This window comes from Archangium violaceum Cb vi76 (assembly GCF_000733295.1).
Classification (GTDB): domain Bacteria; phylum Myxococcota; class Myxococcia; order Myxococcales; family Myxococcaceae; genus Archangium; species Archangium violaceum.
Map to the genome: position 1 here is coordinate 62,891 of NZ_JPMI01000247.1, position 14,685 is coordinate 77,575.

Annotated in this window: 12 protein-coding genes; 5 read left to right on the forward strand and 7 right to left on the reverse strand. The window is 69.8% G+C overall.

What is annotated here, in order from left to right:
• Positions 1 to 3: 3 nt before the first annotated feature.
• Positions 4 to 921, reverse strand: coding sequence for an alpha/beta fold hydrolase (locus Q664_RS34445; RefSeq protein WP_052519025.1), 918 nt, complete (start codon positions 919 to 921; stop codon positions 4 to 6).
• Between the two features lie 51 nt (positions 922 to 972).
• On the opposite strand from Q664_RS34445, the gene Q664_RS34450 reads away from it, so the two are divergent.
• Together Q664_RS34450 and Q664_RS34455 are read left to right on the forward strand one after the other, a co-directional pair.
• On the forward strand, positions 973 to 1,824 hold the full coding sequence (locus Q664_RS34450) for a YwqG family protein (RefSeq protein ID WP_043405488.1): 852 nt from the start codon (positions 973 to 975) through the stop codon (positions 1,822 to 1,824).
• 96 nt (positions 1,825 to 1,920) lie between these two features.
• Entirely contained in the window at positions 1,921 to 3,330 is a 1,410-nt protein-coding gene (locus tag Q664_RS34455) for a cytochrome P450 (protein ID WP_052519026.1), read from the forward strand.
• A 52-nt stretch (positions 3,331 to 3,382) separates the two neighbouring features.
• On the opposite strand, the gene Q664_RS34460 is transcribed toward Q664_RS34455, so the two are convergent.
• The 4 genes from Q664_RS34460 to Q664_RS34475 form a co-directional block, all read right to left on the reverse strand.
• Positions 3,383 to 4,921: a prenyltransferase/squalene oxidase repeat-containing protein gene (locus tag Q664_RS34460; protein WP_043405491.1), complete on the reverse strand. Its 1,539-nt coding sequence runs from the start codon at positions 4,919 to 4,921 to the stop codon at positions 3,383 to 3,385.
• Entirely contained in the window at positions 4,921 to 5,931 is a 1,011-nt protein-coding gene (locus Q664_RS34465) for a terpene synthase family protein (protein WP_043405495.1), read from the reverse strand. The genes Q664_RS34460 and Q664_RS34465 overlap by 1 nt, the downstream gene beginning before the upstream one ends.
• 170 nt (positions 5,932 to 6,101) lie before the next feature.
• Complete coding sequence (gene metH / locus Q664_RS34470) at positions 6,102 to 9,617, reverse strand: methionine synthase (protein ID WP_043405499.1); 3,516 nt, start codon at positions 9,615 to 9,617, stop codon at positions 6,102 to 6,104.
• The gene (locus tag Q664_RS34475; protein WP_043405502.1) at positions 9,614 to 10,510 is read right to left on the reverse strand and encodes an ArsR/SmtB family transcription factor; all 897 of its coding nucleotides are present in this window, start codon (positions 10,508 to 10,510) and stop codon (positions 9,614 to 9,616) included. The genes metH and Q664_RS34475 overlap by 4 nt, the downstream gene beginning before the upstream one ends.
• A gap of 108 nt (positions 10,511 to 10,618) precedes the next feature.
• Here Q664_RS34475 and Q664_RS34480 point away from each other — a divergent pair, with 108 nt between their 5' ends.
• The 3 genes from Q664_RS34480 to Q664_RS34490 all read left to right on the forward strand — a co-directional run bounded on the left by Q664_RS34480 (position 10,619) and on the right by Q664_RS34490 (position 13,332).
• Positions 10,619 to 11,494: a patatin-like phospholipase family protein gene (locus tag Q664_RS34480; protein ID WP_084610546.1), complete on the forward strand. Its 876-nt coding sequence runs from the start codon at positions 10,619 to 10,621 to the stop codon at positions 11,492 to 11,494.
• Positions 11,495 to 11,569: 75 nt separating this feature from the next.
• A complete protein-coding gene (locus Q664_RS34485) occupies positions 11,570 to 12,694 on the forward strand; it encodes a saccharopine dehydrogenase family protein (RefSeq protein WP_200883805.1) in 1,125 nt (374 codons plus the stop codon).
• A complete protein-coding gene (locus Q664_RS34490) occupies positions 12,691 to 13,332 on the forward strand; it encodes a TetR/AcrR family transcriptional regulator (protein ID WP_043405508.1) in 642 nt (213 codons plus the stop codon). The genes Q664_RS34485 and Q664_RS34490 overlap by 4 nt, the downstream gene beginning before the upstream one ends.
• Here Q664_RS34490 and Q664_RS34495 read toward each other — a convergent pair.
• Both Q664_RS34495 and Q664_RS62355 read right to left on the reverse strand, forming a co-directional pair.
• Entirely contained in the window at positions 13,320 to 13,760 is a 441-nt protein-coding gene (locus Q664_RS34495) for a CoA-binding protein (RefSeq protein WP_043405511.1), read from the reverse strand. The genes Q664_RS34490 and Q664_RS34495 overlap by 13 nt on opposite strands.
• Positions 13,760 to 14,662 (reverse strand): hypothetical protein, encoded by a 903-nt coding sequence (locus tag Q664_RS62355; RefSeq protein WP_043405514.1) that lies wholly within the window; start codon positions 14,660 to 14,662, stop codon positions 13,760 to 13,762. Before Q664_RS62355 ends, Q664_RS34495 begins: the two co-directional genes overlap by 1 nt.
• Between the last annotated feature and the right edge of the window lie 23 nt (positions 14,663 to 14,685).

Genomic DNA, 14,685 nt, shown 5'->3' on the forward strand with positions numbered 1-14,685 from the left:
AACTCAGGAAGCCCGCGCCACCCGCTCTCCATTGCCCAGCGCACTCCGGCCCGGCCCATCCATCCACGTTTCCACAGTCGCGATGAACTCGTCCGGAATCTCCATCATCGGCGTGTGGCCAACTCCTTGGTATTCCACGTACGTCCAGTCCGGCCGCACCCGCGCCAGCTCCCGGGAGTTCGTCACCGGCACCAGCCGATCCTCCGAGCCCTGCACCAGCAGCGTGGGCACCCGGATGCCCTTCTCCATCTCCCGGTACTGCTGCTTGCGCAGCAGCAGCTTCACCAGTGAGCGCGCCGCCTCCACGAACGCGTCATGGCTCCAGGGCATCCGCTCGTGCCGCTCGCGGGCGAAGTCCACGTGCGCCTGCACCACCCCCTCCGGGAAGCGATTCAAATCCTGGCAGCACAGCTTGAGCATGCCTCGCGCCAGCTTCTCCGGTCCGAAACGCGCCGCGCGCCGCTTCACGAAGAACTCCCCCACGCCCGGAATCACGTAGAGCGCGAACTGGGCCAGCACCCTCCGCTCCATCTTCGTGTCCTCCGCCCGGGGCTGCGCGGGATTCACCAACACCAGCCCGGACACCCGCTCGGGCCGCCGCGCCGTCTGCAGCACCGAGATGGCTCCGCCCATGGAGTTGCCCATCAGCAGCACCGGCTCGTTCGGAGACACCGCCTGGATGAACCGGTCCAGCAGCGCCTGGTTGGCGTGCACGCTCGCCGAGCGCCCCTCCGGCGGCGTCAGGCCGAAGCCCACCAGGTCCACCGCCACCACCCGCGCCCGCCGGGCCAGCTTCTCCCCCACCTTCATCCAGTTGAGGTGCGAGCCCCCCAGTCCGTGCACCAGCACCAGCGTCGGCCCGGTGCCGCCGAAGTCCATGTAGTGAACGGGTCCGTCCAGGTCGAGCGTGCGCGTGAGCATGCGCCCTTCCCTACCACGGAGCCGCCCCGGGTCGGATAGCCTCCCGCGCCCATGCTCGAGCTCCCTCCCCTTCCCTCCTCACTCCACGCCTGGCACGAGCGCCTCGAGTCCGTCGCCGCGCCCTGCCTCCTCTTCTCCGCCCGGGACGCGGAGGACCCGGACATGCCCGGGTGCCGCTACGGAGGACACCCGCTCGTCCCACCGGGCACGCAGTGGCCCCGCTCGCCCCGCGGGCTGCTCGTCTTCGTGGGCCAGCTCGATTTCGCCGAGCTCGCCGCGTGCCGGGGCGAGGCCCTGCCCCACCTGCCCAACGACGGCGTCCTCTCCCTCTTCTACGACGCCCAGGAGCAACGCTGGGGGTACGACCCCAAGGACAGCCAGTATTGGAAGCTCCTCTGGACACCACGCAGCGACGAGGCCGTGCCCCTCGCGCCCCCCAGGGAATTGGAGGACGCCGGCCTGGCCTTCGATCTGCCCCTGCGGTTGGAGCCCCGGCTCGGCGTCTGCCTGCCGGACCCGTGGGACCGCCGCGCGCCCCTGCCCGCGGACGAATGGGGCCAGGAGCAGGTGGATGACTACGCCGTGCTGCGCGAGCGGCTCACCGGCGGCGAACACACCCACCAGGTGGAGGGCCATCCCTGGTGGATACAGAACGACGCCCGCCTGGAGGCCCAGCTCGTCTCCCATGGGCTGCACTGCGGCGGCTCGCGTGCCTACGCCTCCCCCGAGGCGCGCAAGCTCGAGCCCGGTGCCTCCTCCTGGCGCCTGCTGTGGCAGATCGGCTCGGATGACCAGAGCGGCTTCACCTGGGGGGACGCAGGCAACCTCTACCTCCTCATCCGCGAGCAGGATTTGCGCGCCCGCCGGTTCGACCGATCCTGGCTAGGCCTGCAATGCAGGTAAGGTCCGACGGGTCTACCCAGGAAGGCGGTTTACTCCTGGAAAAATCCAGCGCCGTTGTCTTGGAGACTCCAGGAGTCACGGTGTACGACTCGACTTATGGAAGCTCCTGCCCCCGCTCCGGCCCCTGAGTTCACCCCCCTCACCACCACCACCGCCAGGCCCATCCCCCGGTTTCCGGGCGGCTTCCTCCAGGGGAACCTCTCCGAGTTCCGGCACCAGCGGCTGAAGCTGTTCCGGGACCTCAAGGAGACCTGTGGGGAGATCGGCACCATCCGCCTCGGTCCGGTCTCCACCCATGTGGTCACCTCCGGGAGCATCGCGCACACCCTCCTGCACGGCCACGCCAACGACGTGGATGGCGGCCCCCTGGTGAAGACCTTCACCCCGCTCGTGGGCGAGCGCAGCCTGGTGCTGCTCCACGGGCCCCAGCACCGCAAGCAGCGCAAGCTCCTGGCGCCGAGCTTCCAGCGCGAGCAGCTCGCCCACTTCACGCAGACCATGGTGCGCTACACCCTGGATGCCATCGACGGCTGGCGCGACGGACAGACGTTCGACGTCCACGACGAGATGGCCCGCCTGACGATGCGCATCATCGGCAAGACGCTCTTCGACGTGGACTACCGCCACGAGACGAACGAGCTGCTCGGCGCCATGGGACAGGCCCTGGAGCACATCGAGTACCTCACCTCGAGCCTCGTGCGGATTCCCCTCTCCTGGCCCACGGCGCGCAACAAGCGCGTCCGCGAGGCCCTGCGCACCATCGACACGACCTTCCGCGAGATGATCCGCCAGCGGCGCGTGGACCATGGGCAGCGCAAGGACATGCTGTCCTCGCTCGTGCGGGTGCGCGACGAGGAGGGCCAGCCCATCGGCGAGGATCAGCTCCACGACGATCTCATGACCATCTACTCCGGGCATGAGTCGACCGCGCTCTCGCTGGGCTGGACGTGGTACCTGCTGGCGCGCCATCCCGAGGTGCTCGCCCGCGTGCGCCAGGAGGTGGACACCGTGCTGAGCGGACGCCCGCCGGCCTTCGAGGACCTGCCCCACCTGCGCTACACGCTCCAGGTCATCAAGGAGTCGCTGCGGCTCTACCCCGTCATCTTCATGCTCGCCCGCGCGCCCACGAAGGACCTGGAGGTCGCGGGGTACCGTCTTCCCAAGGGGCAGATGATCCTCATGCCGCCCTACATCATCCACCGCGACGAGAAGTTCTTCCCGGATCCGGAGCGCTTCGATCCCGACCGCTTCCAACCGGAGCGCGAGAAGCAGTTGCCGCGCTACGCGTACTTCCCCTTCGGCGCGGGCCCGCACACCTGCATCGGCAACCACTTCGCCCTGATGGAGAAGCAGCTGATCGTCGCGACCATGGTGCAGCGGCTGAACGTCACCCTGGTGGACGGCCAGGAGCTCGCCCCCGAGGTGCTCACGGTGACGCTGCGCCCCTCGCACCTGAGGATGCGGGTGGAGCACCGCAAGGACACCGCCGTGAGCCGGGTGGCGTAGCGCACCGCCCGGGACGAGGCCCGGGGCACCCGCGTGGGGTGCCCCGCTGACCTCAGGTGCCGCGCTCCTTCGACTTGCGCTGATCGAGCATCAGCATCGCGGCCAGCTCGAAGAGGGTGTCGATGCGGTCCACGCGGTACAGCTCCTTGGCGATCCAGCACTTCACCTTGGTCTCGGGACGCGCGAAGGGCCGGTAGTTCTGCAACATCCACGCGAAGGCCCGGTCCAGCGCCAGGGAGATGCCCTGGTGGGTGACGCCCTGACGCTCCAGGTAGGCGAGCATCAGCACCGCGTAGGCCGTCTCCGTCAGGTTGGTGGGGCCATTGGTGCTCCAGCCGCCGTCGCGGTTCTGGCACACGAGCACGGCCTCGACGGCCTCGCGCAGCGCCTCCACGTGAGGGGAGCCGACGAGCGCGATGGCCGCGTGGCCCGTCGTGTACAGCCAGGAGCGGTTCCACTTGTCCACCGTCCAGCGCCCGTCCGCGTCCTGGCGATCCAGCAGGAAGCGCTGGAAGGGCGCCACGTCCCGGCCCATCACCATCAGGGCGTGGATGCAGCGGGCCGTCACCGTCGGCGAGGGGTGCAGTTCCCCCGCGTAGGCGACGAAGTGGTCGTCCTTCTGGAAGCGGTAGAGGACGGACAGGTCCACCGGGTAGCCGAACTCGTGCAGGAGCAACAGGGCCGCCGCCGTGTCATCCCCGTCCTGCAGGAAGTAGTCGCTCATGGCGATGCCCTTGGGGCCCAGGGCCGTGGCCAGCTCCCGGACGATGGGCATCACCACGCCCTCGAGGCGCGGATCCTTGAGCACGCCGGCGATCTGCAGGGCGTAGAGCGAGAAGAGCTGCTCGTAGCGATCGAACGGGTAGATGGTGGAGGTGACGCCGGGGATGCCCATCTCGCACGCGCGCTCGGCGTTGGCCAGGTACCCGCGGGCGCGCTGCGCGGTCTCCTCCAGCTCCGGCCGGCCCGAGGCGGCCTTCACCCACGCCGCCGTCGCCGCCGGGCTGTGGCTGAGGCCTCCCGAGGCGTCGATGAGCCACGGCTCGGGCTCGGTGCCGGTGATCTCCCAGACATGATTCCAGGGCATGCCCTGCACCTTCGGCAGCTTCGCGACGGACTGGCGCTTGCGCTCACCGAATTCGATCAACTTGCCATAGGGCCTGCGGGGGATGTGCATCTCCCCGGCCGCGTCGAGTTGGTTCAACAGGCTGGGCAGGACGATCTCCCCACCCACGGGCAGATCATCCTTGGCCATGCTGGCCCACAGCGCCGCCTGCTTGCGCAGGAAGGACACGCCCTCCTGGATGGCGGCGCGGGTTCCCTGGCGGCGCCCGTACTCGCGCAGCGCGAGGACGGCGGCCAGCGTGGGAATGTCCCGGTGCAACGGCATGGCCGGGTCTCCCCAACCCCCATCCGGGTGCTGCTGGGACTGCAGCCACTCCACCGCGGACCAGCCGCCCTCCGCGGGAGGCAGCGTCAGGAGCATCTGCGCCGTGTCGTAGACGGAGGGGCTCATCAGCCCGCCCTTCGCGCCCAGGGAGGACACCAGCGAGTGCAGCTCCGCCAACAAGACATCCTGGATGCGTTTCATCAGACCTCTTCGGACGAGCTGGACTCGGGGTGGTGGAACTCGCGCTGCATGTAGAACATCCGGCTGAAGTGGCCCGTCGCCACCAGCGTCCTCCCCCAGGGACGCAGCGGCTCGGGGAGCCGTCCGGCGACGTCCGTGAGCGACGCGAGATGCTCGCCGGAGCGCTTCACCGCCTCGCGCTCGGCCTCCGCCTCGGACATGCCCGCCGCGCACAGCAGGGTCAGGCTGTTGACCTTCCCCTCGGCGCGCTCGCGCTCCAGGCTGCGCACGTCATTCATCCACCGGCCCAGCAGCGCCATGTCCGACAGGGCCTGCTCGACGAGCGGCTCCTGGAGGGGATCCGCCGCGAAGTCCGGCCCGAGCACCACGAGCGCCGCGCCGTGGTACATGGGCGCACCACACGTCCACCGCGACACGTCCAGGTAATGCTCCAGCGTGGGCAGCGCGCCCTCGCGCTGGTAGCGGCGCTTGTCGTGCAGCTCCGTCAGGTGGCCGGAGCACATGCGCCGGAAGTGCTCCTGCCACAGCGCCAGGAAGCGCCCCGCGCCCGGAGCCGCGTGCAACTGCCTCGCCACGTCCCGCACCGCGCCGCCCACGAAGCTGGCCTCGTCCGTCCCCGCCCACTCCTGGGAGTCCGGTGCGCGCACCGTCTCCACGTAGCGCTCGAGCACGCGCTGCATCTCCGCGTCGTCCAGCGAGCCGATCTCCCCGTCCGCGATGTCATCCACGGCGAACACCAGGAGCCCCGCCTTGGCGATGAGCAGGTGTTGCTCGAGCGTGACCTCCGGGTGACCCGCCACACTACCCAACGTGGCGGGTTTGAGCCGCGAGGCCATGACGGCCGGGAAGCGCTCCCGCCAGGCCATCAGCGACGGCAACAACTCCTTCACCCGCGCCTGGATGCGCTCCAGATGCTCCTTTGGAACACCCGGGGACTGAGCCTCGGCGTACTGGTTCTTCAGCTCCCGAACGACTCCGAAATGACGGCCTTCCGAACTGCGTGTGCTCATGGGCCTCCAGGTTGAGGCGATCCGCCCCACCGAGCTACCAGTGGGGATGGAGTTCTACCATGATTTCGCAAGTCGAGTATCGCGAATGACCCACCACTGGGACAAAACTGACCCAGGTGTTAAAATGTGGGCTTCATACCCCCATCAACCCTACTCTGGCGTCAACCATCTCACGACACTGAGAAGTAGTGTGCCTGGGGGTGGTGGAAGACGAGCGCGGAGACGCTGGCCTCGGGCTCCATCATGCAGCCGTCGGTGAGCTGGACGCCGATGTCCTCGGGGCGCAGGGCCTGGAAGAGGAGCGTCTGGTCCTCGAGGCGGGGGCAGGCGGGGTAGCCGAAGGAGTAGCGCTTGCCCTGGTACTCGGCGCGGAAGCGCTCGAGCATCGTCATGTCCGGCTTGTCCGGGAAGCCCCACATGCTGCGCAGCTGGGTGTGGAGCATCTCGGCGTAGGCCTCGGCCGTCTCCAGCGCGAGCGCCTGCACGGCGTGCATCTTCAGGAACTCGCCCTTGGCCTTGTACTCCTCGCTCAGCTCGCGGATGCCCTGGCCGGCCGTCACCACGAACATGGCCAGGTTGTCGCGCGGCTGGCCGTTCTCCAGCGGCTTGACGAAGTCGGCCAGGCACAGCCCGTCCGGCTTCTCCTGGCGCGGCAGCTCGAAGACCACGGACGGCTGCCCCGTCTCCCCGTCGAAGAGGTGGAGGCGGTTGCCCTCGCCACCCACCTTGAAGAAGCGGAACACGGCCTTGGCCTGCATGCGCCCGCCGCGCAGCGAGCCCTTGATGAGCTCCACCTGCTCCTTGAGCGCGAGCGCCTTGCGGCCCTCCTCCGTCTTCGCCAGCTCCGCCTCGGCGGGAGTGCCCAGCGCACGCGAGGCCGTGCGCAGACCCAGGTGGCGCCCGTAGAGCATCACCGGGTTGATGAAGCGCCAGATGGTGTCCAGCGGGGTGTTGGTCAGCACGTGCCGCGTGTAGTCCGGTGCGGGCGGCACCTGCTCCAGGAGGGAGACCTCCTTGCTGCGCACCGCCGCCACGGGGGCGCTGGCCTTGGGCCGGTCCTTGTCCTGCTGCGCCAGCTTCGTGCGGCGCTCGGCCAGCTCGCCCTTGAGCTTCGCGTGGGCCGTCGGGTCGACGATCTGCTTGGCCAGCTCCAGGCCGCTCATGGCGTCCTGGGCGTACGCCACCGTGCCGCCCCCGTAGGCCGGGGCGATGTTGCGGTCCACGAAGTTGCGGCTCAGCGCGGCGCCGCCCACCAGGATGGGCACATCCACGCCCTGGCGCTTGAGATCCTCCGCCGTGGCCACCATCTGGTGCGCGCTCTTCACCAGCAGGCCGCTCAGGCCGAGGATGTCCGGGCCGTGCTCACGCACCGCCTGCACGAGCTGCTCGGGCGGCACCTTGATGCCCAGGTTCACCACCTGGAAGCCGTTGTTGGCGAGGATGATCTCCACCAGGTTCTTGCCGATGTCGTGCACGTCGCCCTTCACCGTGGCGAGCACGATCTTCCCGCGGCTGGCCGCCTGGGCCTTGCTCATCCGCGGCTCCAGGTAGCTCACCGCGGCCTTCATCGACTCGGCGCTCTGGAGCACCTCGGCGACAATCAGCTCGTTGGCGCCGAAGAGCCGGCCCACCTCGTCCATGCCCTTCATCAACGGGCCGTTGATGATCTCCAGCGGGGCGTACTTCTCCAGCGCCAGGTCCAGGTCCGCGTGGAGGCCGTCACGGCTGCCCTCGATGATGTAGCGCTGCAGCCGCTCCTCCAGCGGCAGCGTGCTCACGTCCGCCTTCTTCGGCTTGCGCTCGCGGAAGTGCGCGGCGAAGGGCGTCACGGGATCTCCACCCCGGTTGTAGAGCAGGTCCTCGGACAGCTGGCGCTCCTCGGGAGGCAGCGACGGGTAGCGCTCGAGCTTCTCCGAGTTGACGAGCGCCATGTCCAGGCCCGCCTGGACGCAGTGGTAGAGGAACACCGAGTTGAGCACCTCGCGGCCCGCGGTGGGCAGGCCGAAGGACACGTTGGAGATGCCCAGCACCGTCTTGCACTGGGGGAAGCGCTGTTTGATGAGGCGCACGCCCTCGATGGTCTCCACCGCGCTGCCCGTGTACTGCGCGTCGCCCGAGGCGCACGGGAAGACGAGCGGATCGAAGTACAGGTCCTCCGCCTTCATGCCGTACTTGCCGGTGAGCAGCGCGAAGGAGCGCTCGGCCACCTCCAGCTTGCGCTGACGGGTGACGGCCATGCCCTGCTCGTCGATGCAGCCCACCACCAGCGCCGCGCCGAACTCGCGCGCCAGCGGCACCACCTTCTCGAAGCGCTCCTCGCCATCCTCCAGGTTCACCGAGTTGATGATGGCCTTGCCCTGCGAGTACGTGAGCGACATGGCGAGCACGCGCTCGTCCGTGGAGTCGATCATCAGGGGCACGCGCACCTTCTTGACGACCACCTCCAGGAAGCGGCGCATGTCCTCGAGCTCGTCCCGGTCCGGGTTGGCCAGGCAGATGTCGATGACCTGCGCGCCCCGCTTCACCTGGGCGCGGGCGATCTCCGTGGCGTCCTCGAGCTGCCCCGCGACGATGAGCTCCTTGAACTTCTTGCTGCCGATGACGTTGGTGCGCTCGCCGACGATGACGGGGCGCTCCTCGTCACGGACCTCCAGGAAGTCCACGCCGGAGAGCGTGGAGCGCGGAGGCGGGAGCTGGCGGCGGGGCACGAGTCCCTTCACCGCCGCGGCGATGGCGCTCACGTGGCCGGTGTGCGTGCCACAACAACCCCCCACCACGTTGAGCCAGCCCTGGTCACAGAAGCGGCGCAGCGAGCGCGCCAGCATCTCGGGGGACTCCAGGTAGTGCCCGTTCTCGTCCGGCAGGCCCGCGTTGGGCACGCACGACACGGCGAAGGGGCTCATGGAGGCCAGCGAGCGGATGTGGTCCGTCATGAACTCGGGGCCGGTGGCGCAGTTGAGGCCCAGGTAGAGCAGCTCCACGTGCTCCAGCGAGGCCGCGAGCGCCTCCACGGACTGGCCGGCCAGCATGGTGCCCATGGGCTCGATGGTGCCGGACACCGCCACCGGCAGCTTCCACCCCAGCTTGCGGAAGGCCCGCTCGCACCCGAGCAGCGCCGCCTTCACGTTGCGCGTGTCCTGGCACGTTTCGATCAGCAGGTAGTCCGAGCCGCCCAGCGCGAGCCCCTCCGCCTGCACGGCGAAGTTGTCCACCAGCTCCTCGAAGGTGATGCCACCCGTCACGCTGATGGCCTTGGTGGTGGGGCCGATGGAGCCCGCCACCCAGCGCATCCGCCCGTCCTTGGCCTCGGCGGCCTCGGCGGCCTGGAGCGCCAGCTTCGAGGCGGCGATGTTGATCTCCATCGCCTTGTGCGACAGGCCGAACTCGCCCAGCACCACCGGCGTGCCGCCGAAGCTGTCCGTCTCCGTCACGTCCGCGCCCGCGGCGAAGTAGGCGGCGTGGATGCCCTGGATGACGTCCGGCCGGGTGAGGACGAGGTTCTCGTTGCAGCCCTCGTACTCGGCGCCGCCGAAGTCCGCGGCCTTGAGGTTCTGGTTCTGCAGAAGCGTGCCCATGGCGCCATCCAGCACCAGCACGCGCTCGCGCAGGGCGGCCCGCAGGGCCTCCACACGGCGGCCGTGCTGCCCCGGAGGAGGAGGAAGGGGGGCGGGAAGGTGGCTGCTCATGGCTGTTTGACTCCAGTGAGGAGGAAGACGCGGAAGGGACTCGCCCCCTCCCGTGCATGTGTTTCGCGCGTCAGGGCGCCAAAGCCCACCTCGCGCAGGGAAGCCTCGAGCGTCTCCGGCGCGAAGCCGAGGTGCCGGTGGCCCAACCGCTCCAGCACCCACCGCTCGTCGTGGGGCATCAACTCCAACAACACCAGCTTGCCCCCGGGCTTGAGGATACGCGCGGCCTCCGACAGCACCGCCGGCGGGGACTCCATGTGGTGGAGGCTCTGGGAGATGACCACCAGGTCGCGCTGGCCCGGGGGCAGCGACAGCCGGTGCAGATCCTCGCGCAGGAAGGTGATGTTGGTGCGGCCCTCGCGGGCGGCGCGCTCGCGGGCCTGGGCCAGCGCGGCCTCGCTCTGGTCGATGGCCCACACCCGCGAGGCCCACCGGGCGATGGCCACCGAGAGCACCCCCGTGCCGCACCCGAAGTCCGCCACGTCCAGCGCCGGCAGCAGCGAGGCCAGCGCCCCCGCCCACAGGAACCAGGACTGGCCGGGCTCCAGCAACCGCTCGTTGAGGGCCTGCCGGTCCTCGCGCTGGCGCAGGAGGTCCTCCAGGCGGGCCAGGTCCCCTTCCTCATCGGCGGCCTCGCGGGCCAGGCGGATGAGGGGCCAGCGCGCGTCCTGCGGCTCCAGCGCGAGCGAGTAGTAGGTGAAGCCCGCCTGCCGCTCCTCGCGGATGAGCCCCAGCCCCTTGAGCTTGCCCAGGTGGTGCGACACCGAGGACTGCGCCACCCCCACCAGGGACACCAGCTCCGACACGTTCAGCGGAGCCCGCGCCATGAGCCGCAGGATGCGCAAGCGTGTCGGGTCACCCAGGGCCCGGAAGGATTGGGACAGCTCTTCCATATCGGTGAATCAACATACGTCGATGCGGCGCGGAAGGCCAGGGAAGTTCGCGAGGGCGACGCGTCGCGTTGCCATGTGGGGAAGCGTCGTCTAGAGACGGGCCCCAACATGGCCGCCCCCACCCTGAACCAGCTCCTCGAAGGCAAACGTTTCGGACTCGTCCTCTCCGCCGGGTACTTCGGCTTCTATGGGCACGCCGGCTTCCTCAAGGGGCTGGCGGCCACGGGGTTGAAGCCCTCCGCGTACGCCGGGACGAGCGCCGGAGGCCTGGTGGCAGCGTATGCCGCCGCGGGGGCGAGCGTGCAGACCATCGAGGAGCTGGTCCTCAAGCAGACGCGGCAGGCGTTCTGGGATCCGGATCCGATTGGAGCGGTGCTCAACGGGTTTCCGAGCGAGGGCCATGGGGCCACGGGCCTGCTCAAGGGCGAGCGCTTCCGCCGGTTGCTGGAGGACACGCTGCCGGTGCACGGCTTCGAGGAGCTGCCGCATCCGCTGCTGCTGGTGAGCGCCAACCTCACGCAGGGCACGCACGAGGTGTTCACCGCGGGCGAGCTGGCGCCACGGGTACACGCGACGTGCGCCTACCCGGGCCTGTTCCGCGCGGTGCGGCTGGGACGGGACCTGTACTGGGACGGAGGCCTGGTGGACAAGGCGCCCGCGCTGGCGATGCGGGAGAGCAGCTTCGGGAAGGACCTGGATGCCATCCTCGTGCACTACCTGCCGAGCCGGACGCGCAAGATGCTGGGCGGCCCCATGGCGTACGCACAGGGGATTGCCGCGGGCTCGGCGGCGCTGAGGCAGGACCACTTCCGGCTCCAGTTGTCGCTGCTGAAGGAGCGCGACGTCCCCGTCTACGTGGTGGTGTCCACCCTGCCGCCGGTGTCGCCGTCGCAGATGGAGCGCGGCTTCGATGCCCTGCACCAGGCGAAGCTGAGCGCCGAGCGCGCCATCGCCCGGCCTCCCGTGCCCTTCGAGCAGGCGTGAGCTGAAACAAGGCCCGACGTGCCTCGAGCCCGTCGTCGCGTTGACAATTAGGTCATCCGACCTAATATTCATCCCATGCACTCCGAGACACAGGAAACAATCGCGCGGGACACGCTCCGGTATGACCCGGAGGGGGCCGTGGTGCTCGTCGGCGGGTATGGGGTCGTTGGCGCCGAGGTGGCCCGCATGCTCCGGGCCCGGCATCCCTCGCTGCCACTGGTGTTGGCTGGACGGACGCCCTCCCGGGGCAGCGCCCTGGCAGCGGAAGTGGGAGCCACGCTTCAAGCGGTGGATCTCTCCGGCACGGCGCCGCTCGAGTTCTCCGCGCGTGCCGTCATCGCGCTGGTGAATGATCCGATGGATCGGCTGCTGCGCGCGAGCACGCGCGCCGGCATTCCCTACGTGGACATCACCCGCTGGACGGCGCGCGTCCAACAGGCGCTGACGTGGATGGCGGTGGAGCCGCCCCGAGCCGCCGTCGTGCTCGCTTCCGGGTGGATGGGAGGCCTCGTCCCGGTGGTGGGCGCGGCGCTGGCGCGGGAGCTGGGGGGCGCCTCCGCCATCGACACCGCCATCCTCTACGACCTGGCCGATCGCGCGGGCGAGGACTCCATCGAGTTCATGGACCGGATGCACGTCGCCTTCGAGGTGATGGAGGACGGACAGCGCCAGGTGGTGGAGCCGCTGTCCGGAGCGCGCCGGGTACGCTTCGAGGACCGCTCGCGCCGGGTGGTCCGGATCGACACGCCCGAGCAGCTCACGCTGCCGATGGTGCTCGGAGCCCGGACGGTGTCCACGCGCATCGGGTTCAGCGACGAATCGGCCACGATCGCGTTCCAGGTGCTCCAGGGGATGGGGCTCTTCCACCTGCTCCGGGGGGAGCGCTTCCGGAACCTGCGCCGCGCCCTGCTGCGCGGCTCTGGCCAGGGAGGACGGGCCGTGCTCCGCGTCGACGTCTCCCGGGGTGGGGAGTCGCGCTCGGCCACGCTGGTGGATGCACGGGGACAGGCCCACCTGACCGCCGCGGGAGCCACCCTCGCGCTGGAGCGTGCACTGGGATTGGATGGAGACGCGCCCCCGCGTGGCGTTGTCTTCCCGGAACAAGCGGCCTCACCCGGACGGGTGCTCGAGGCGCTGCGCTCCCTGGGAGTGGAGCTCGAGGTGCGGGGCGGCGCGGACGCGGAGAGGCGGGCGGCATGAGCACGCGCGGTGCCTCCCCCAAGGGGCAGGAGCGGAGCGAGGCCATCCTCGACGCGGCGGAGCGGCTGCTCGTGGACGAGGGGCACTCGGCCCTCAGCCTGCGAGGCGTGGCGCAGCGGGCCGGCATCCGGCTGGGCAACCTCCAGTACTACTTCGCCACCCGCGAGGAGCTGGTCCGGGCCCTGCTCGCGCGCGTCCTGGAGCGGGCCACGGCACAACTCGAGGAGCGGATGGGTGCGGCGGACACTCCGGCCCGGGCGCTCGACACTGCGGTGGAGGCCCTGCTGGAGGACCAGAAGGACCCCGCCAGCTACCGGCTCTTCTACGACTTGTGGGCGCTGGCGGCGCGGGAGCCCACCATCGCCACGGAGCTTCGAGCCTTCTACGCGCGCTACATCGGCACGGTGGCGGAGCGGCTGGGCCTCGCCGCCCCGGAGCTGTCCCGCGCCGAGGTCCACGCGCGAGCGGAACTGCTGGTGGCCCTGTTGGAGGGGCTCTCGCTCTTCCGCTCCGGGACGCTGGGCGCGCCCGACCGGAAGGTCGAGGCCGAGCTGTGGCGGGTGAGCACCTGGCTCACCACGGTAAGCGAGCCCGCCCCGCCCGCTCCGAGCCGGAAGAAAGGCCCTCAGCGGCGGTAGCGGCGGTGGTCCACCATCAGGCAGCGGTCCTGCACCACCTTGATGCCCGCCTTGGCGAACTTCTCGGCCGCCGCGTCGTTGCGGATGCCGGACTGGAACCAGACGGCCTTCGGCTTCTTGGCGAGGATGTCCTCCACGTGCTGGTCGATGTCCTGCGGCCGCCGGAAGACGTCCACGAGATCAATGTCCCCCGGGATGTCCACCAGCCGCCGGAACACCGGCTTGCCGAGGATGTGCGTCACGTCCGGGTAGTAGACGGGCACTGGCACCACGTCCACGCCCGCCTCCGCCAGGTACTGCGGCACGTAGAAGGCCGGCTGGCCCTGCTGCTGCTCCGTCTTGATGCCCAGCACCGCCACGCGCTTGCTGCCCTGCACCACCGCGCGGATGCCCGCCTCGTCCTCGATGAGATTCTGCTGGTAGCTCATCACCGTTGCTCCTCGGGCGCCCGCAGCGACTCCATCTGCGACCTGGCTGCCCATGTCCACGTCTCTCCGTCCAACGTCGCCCGCAAGGTGAGCCCGCGCCGCACCGGGATGAAACGGCCTCTTCCGAGCAACTGTTCTCCCTCGCACTGAACCCCCGGCGACAGCTCCGGGTTCCCCGCCTGACTCAACGCCTCGAGCACCTGGGGAGAGGCGTCCGCTCCCGGGGCCTCCAGACAGCGCAGCGAGAACAACATCGCCTCACCGTGCTCGGTGGTCACCGTCCCGGAGAAGGTGCGCTCCAGGAGGTACGCCACCTCTCGCCCGCCCAGGGGCACCGTGCCCACCACGTAGGAGCGCGCTCCCGGCTCCCAGGAGCGTCCATAGAGGCCACCGTATTTCACGTCCCACTCGCTCCGCGTGCGCGCCTCCAGCGCATCCGGGGCAAAGAAGCCCTCCAGTGGAGAGACGTCCTGCCCCGCCGGGGCCACCGCCGCGAGCGCCGCCAGCGCGGCCTCCGGCTCCACCAAGCTCACGTAGGTTCCGTCGCCCGAGAGTCGCACGCGCAGGATGAAACGCGTAAGGACATCATCCACCAGCGTCTCCACCGGGGCTCCGTCACGCGTGTAGCGCGCCTGCGTCACCCGCTGCGTAAGGAGCCAGCCGTTCTGCTCCGGTGTGAAGCGCGTAACGGTGGTCAGCTCCGCGTCCTGCGTGCCCGGTGCGCTGCTGCGTCCCACGGAACTCTTCAGCGACTCGGTGAGGACCGCGTCATCGGGAGGGCGGAACTCGAGCCGCGGGGAAGGCGGCGCACCCGACTTGGGCACCAGCGAAGGAACGTTGCGGCTGCACGCGCTGGCCAGGGCCACGAGGAGCAGCAGGAAGCTCGAACGGAGAAGGCGCATGACGACCGCGCACGCTGGCAGAA